At 68.7% G+C, this 4,152-nt stretch carries 3 protein-coding genes; 2 read left to right on the top strand and 1 reads right to left on the bottom strand.

What is annotated here, in order from left to right; genetic code table 11:
* Positions 1-195: 195 nt before the first annotated feature.
* Complete coding sequence (locus tag ABGA94_RS10430) at positions 196-2,259, bottom strand: 3-hydroxyacyl-CoA dehydrogenase NAD-binding domain-containing protein (protein WP_005418265.1); 2,064 nt, start codon at positions 2,257-2,259, stop codon at positions 196-198.
* A 235-nt stretch (positions 2,260-2,494) separates the two neighbouring features.
* On the opposite strand from ABGA94_RS10430, the gene rpoE reads away from it, so the two are divergent.
* Together rpoE and ABGA94_RS10420 are read left to right on the top strand one after the other, a co-directional pair.
* Positions 2,495-3,115, top strand: coding sequence for an RNA polymerase sigma factor RpoE (gene rpoE / locus ABGA94_RS10425; protein ID WP_005418256.1), 621 nt, complete (start codon positions 2,495-2,497; stop codon positions 3,113-3,115).
* Positions 3,112-3,993, top strand: a complete 882-nt coding sequence (locus ABGA94_RS10420; protein ID WP_065179471.1) for a sigma-E factor negative regulatory protein — start codon at positions 3,112-3,114, stop codon at positions 3,991-3,993. The genes rpoE and ABGA94_RS10420 overlap by 4 nt, the downstream gene beginning before the upstream one ends.
* Positions 3,994-4,152: the final 159 nt, after the last annotated feature.

Here is a 4,152-nt window from a genome sequence, read left to right as displayed (position 1 = left end):
GTGTCCGCGGCATGGATGCCGCGGCCAAGCCCCCAAGGACGGGTTTACGGCGTCCCCGCAACCCGACACCGCCCCGCCCAACAAACAGAAAAGCCAGAGCCGGCTGTTGCTCTGGCTCTGGCTCTGGCTCTGGGTTTGGCTTTTGCTTCGGCGGTTGCCTCTGCGGGTGCCGGGCCGCAGGCCCGGCAGATCAACTCAAACCACCGGTTCGCGCAGGGCGGGGTTGTCCCAGCCCGGGCGCGGGGCGAAACGGTCGCCGTGGCGCTGCTGCAGCGCCTTCAACCGCTCGACGATCGCATCGGCACCGACCGCACGGATGTGCTGGATCGGACCGCCGCGGAACGGGGCGAAACCGGTGCCGAAGATCACGCCGGCATCCAGCAGGTCCGCATCGGCCACCACGCCTTCGTGCAGGCACGCCACGGCCTCGTTCAACAGCGGCAGGATCAGGCGGTCTTCCAGGTCGGCCGGGGCCTGGTAGTCGCTGGCCACGTCCGGCTTCTTCGGCTTGCCGTTTTCCCAGGTGTAGATGCCCTGGCCATCCTTCTTGCCACGCTTGTCCGGTTCCACCGTCTGCAGCGCGGCCGGAATCTGCAGGCCCAGGAACGGTGCCAGTTCGCGGCCGACTCCGGCGGCCACGTCCAGGCCGACGGTATCGATCAGTTCGATCGGGCCCATCGGCATGCCGAACTTCACTGCGGCCTTGTCGATCACCGGGCCCGGGACGCCTTCGGCGTAGGCGGTGGCCGCTTCCAGCATGTACGGGAACAGCACGCGGTTGACCAGGAAGCCCGGACTGCCGGCCACCGGCACCGGGAACTTGCCCAGCGCCTTGCAGAACGCGGCCAGGCGGCGCTCGGTCTCCGGCGCCATGCCATCGTGGTGGATGATTTCCACCAGCGGCATCTGCGCTACCGGGTTGAAGTAGTGCAGGCCGGCGAACTGCGCCGGGCGCTGGATGTGATCGCGCAGTTCCACCAGTGGGATCGACGAGGTATTGGTGGTCAGCAGGGCGTCCTGCTTCATCTTCGGTTCCAGCGTCTGGTACAGCGCACGCTTGGCTTCCGGGTTCTCGATGATCGCCTCGATCACCAGATCCGCTTCGGCAACCCCATTGCCTTCCAGGTCGGCACGCAGGCGTGCGGCCACGGCGGGGCGCTTGCTTTCGTCGCGCACCTTCTTGGCGAACAGCGCCTGCGCGCGTTCCATGGCCGGGTCGATGAAGCGCTGCTCGCGGTCCTGCAGGGTCACCTCGAAGCCCTTGTAAGCGGCCCACGCGGCGATGTCGCCGCCCATCACGCCGGCGCCGACCACGTGCACGTGACGGATGCCGGAATCACCACTGCCCAGGCCCTTCAGTCGCTCGGTGAGGAAGAAGATACGGATCAGATTGCGCGCGGTCGGTGTACTGGCCAGCTTGACCACGGCGCGCCGCTCGGCGTCCAGGCGGGCCTGGATGGGCTTGCCGCCACTGCGTTGCCAGGTGCTGATCAGCGCGTACGGCGCCGGGTACTGGTCCTTCTTCGCCTTGCGTGCGACCTGCTTGACCATCTGCGGCGCCAACAGCCTGCGTGCCAGCCAGGTGTTGGTGGCCCATGCCGTCGCGCGCTGCTTGAACGGGCGGGTGGTGCCGGACAGCGCCAGCGCGACGGCGGTGTCGAGCACCACCGCTGGCGCCACCACCTTGTCGACCAGGCCGATGCCACGCGCGGCCGAGGCCGACAGGGTGCGGCCGGTCAGCATCAAGTCCATTGCCGCCGGCGCGCCCACCAACTGCGGCAGGCGGGCGCTGCCGCCCCAGCCCGGGAAGATGCCAAGCTGGGTTTCCGGCAGGCCGATGCGGGTGCTGCTGTCATTGGACGCCACGCGGTAGCGGCAGGCCAGCGCCAGTTCGGTGCCGCCTCCCAGGCAGTGGCCGTGGATCGCCGCAACGGTGGGGCAGGGCAGCTCGGCCAGCTTCTGATAGGTGGCCTGGCCACGACGGATCGCGTCATTGACGGTGCCGCGACGGTCGAATTCCTGGAACTCCTTCAGGTCGGCACCGGCAATGAAGCCGGCCTTCTTCAGCGACTGGACCACCACGCCCTTGGGTGGGTCCAGCGCGATGCGCTCAAGCAGGTCGCCCAGCTCCAGCAGCACGTCCTGCGACATCGCGTTGACGCTGCTGTCCTGACGATCCAGGGAGAGAACCACCACGCCGTCGTCGCGGATCTCGGGGTGCCAGTGGCTGAAGCGGAGACCATCGAAGCCTGAAAGCATGGACGTTCCATCCGGTTGTGTATGGAGAAGCGGCTATGATCCAGAGGTTGTTTCCCTCGCGTCAAATCCCAATAGCAGGGGAGTGGCGCCCCCGGATCCATGGCCGTGGACCGGGACGCTAACGGAACGGTGGTTAAAAGCTGGTGCGGCGCCAGGTGATCGGCGACTGAACTTTTCCCGGGATTGGCAGTCTCATTGCCCGACGTCGGTTGGGCTGACAGGAGTGCGGCCCCTCATGGCCGAGGTTGATACACCACAGGAGCTGGATCTGGAACTGGTCCGGCGCGTGCAGCACGGCGAGAGTGCCGCCTTCGATGTCCTGGTGCGCAAGTACCAGCATCGGGTGGTGGCCCTCGTCGGTCGCTACATCGCCGACTGGAGCGAATGTCAGGACGTCGCCCAGGACACTTTCATCCGTGCCTACCGCGCGATCGGGAGTTTCCGTGGCGATGCCCAGTTCTCAACCTGGTTGCATCGAATCGCCGTGAATACCGCCAAAAACTACCTGGCTTCACACAATCGACGGCCGCCGACCGATGACATCGACATCGGCGACGCCGAACAGTTCGACAGTGGTACGCGCCTGCGTGACACCGACACGCCCGAACGCGAGTTGATGCGCCAGGAGCTGGAACAGACGGTGATGAAGGCCGTCAACGCGCTGCCGGAAGAACTCCGGTCAGCGATCACCCTGCGCGAGGTGGAAGGCCTGAGCTACGAGGATATCGCGCAGAAGATGGGGTGCCCGATCGGCACGGTGCGTTCACGGATCTTCCGGGCGCGCGAGGCGATCGACACCGAACTCCGGCCGCTGCTGGACATCGGCAGCGCCACCCGTGAGAAGAGCCGCGTATGACCAGTAACCCGTTCAACGAATCGCAGAACCATCAATCGCCCGCCGGGCAGCGCCTGGACCAGCGCCATCGCGAGCAGCTGTCGGCCCTGGTCGATGGCGAGCTGGGCGCCGATGAAGCGCGTTTCCTGCTGCGCCGGATGGAGCACGACCCCGAGCTGGCCGGTTGCCAGGAGCGCTGGCAGCTGCTGGGCGACGTGATGCGCGGGCAGGCGTCGGCACTGGCTCCGGCCGGGTTCAGTGCCGCCGTGGCTGCCGCCATCGCGGCCGAGCCGACGCCGCAGGCCGAGCCGCGTCGCCAGGTACGTCGCAGTGGCTGGCGGGCCTGGGGCGGCGGCGCGGCTCTGGCCGCATCGGTTGCTGCGGTCGCCCTGTTCATGGGGGGCGAGAAGCTGAAGGAGGCCACTCCCGGCGAGCCATTGGCCCCCCAGGTGATCGCCAGCCAGGCGGAACTGCCGCCGGCGCCGACCTCGCCGGCCCCGGTGACCGAAGCATCGGTGGATACCGCCGCGATGGCCGTGGCGGCGGCGCCGGCTGTGGCGATGGCTGCTACCAGCCGTCGCCAGGACGCCCGCCGCGCCAGTGCAACCCGCAGCCAGCAGGCTGCGCGTGCCGCCCAGCGCGATGACGCTCCGCAGCGCGCCATCGCCGCCGTGCAGGCACCGCTGGCTCCGACCGTACCGGCCAACGCCAACCGCAACCTGCCATTCGGCGAGGTCGGCGGGCTGCAGGCCCGGCCGTGGCCGCGCTCCAGCCTGGCGCCGACCGCAGGTGGCGCGCTCAATGCCAGTTTCCCGGCCCGCGCCGGCGGTGCCGCGTTCTACCCGTTCGAGCCGCGCCTGCAGGACGACCTGCCGGTGCCGCCGCGCCCGCGCGACTGAGCCGGGCGCCTTCACGCCCCGCCGTCGGCGGGGCCCGTATTCCTCTTTCCATCCGACCCGGAGGTTGCCGTCCGATGACTCCCCGACTTCGCACGCAGGCCATTGGCCTGCTGGCCCTGACCCTTCCCCTGGTGGCCTGCGCGCCGGCGCCGGCGCCGG

Origin of the sequence: Stenotrophomonas sp. 3diitr2024 (genome assembly GCF_042136455.1) — a bacterium.
GTDB classification, from domain to species: domain Bacteria; phylum Pseudomonadota; class Gammaproteobacteria; order Xanthomonadales; family Xanthomonadaceae; genus Stenotrophomonas; species Stenotrophomonas sepilia.
The sequence above is the reverse complement of the archived record's forward strand: the minus strand, read 5'-3'. Positions and strand labels throughout refer to the sequence as shown.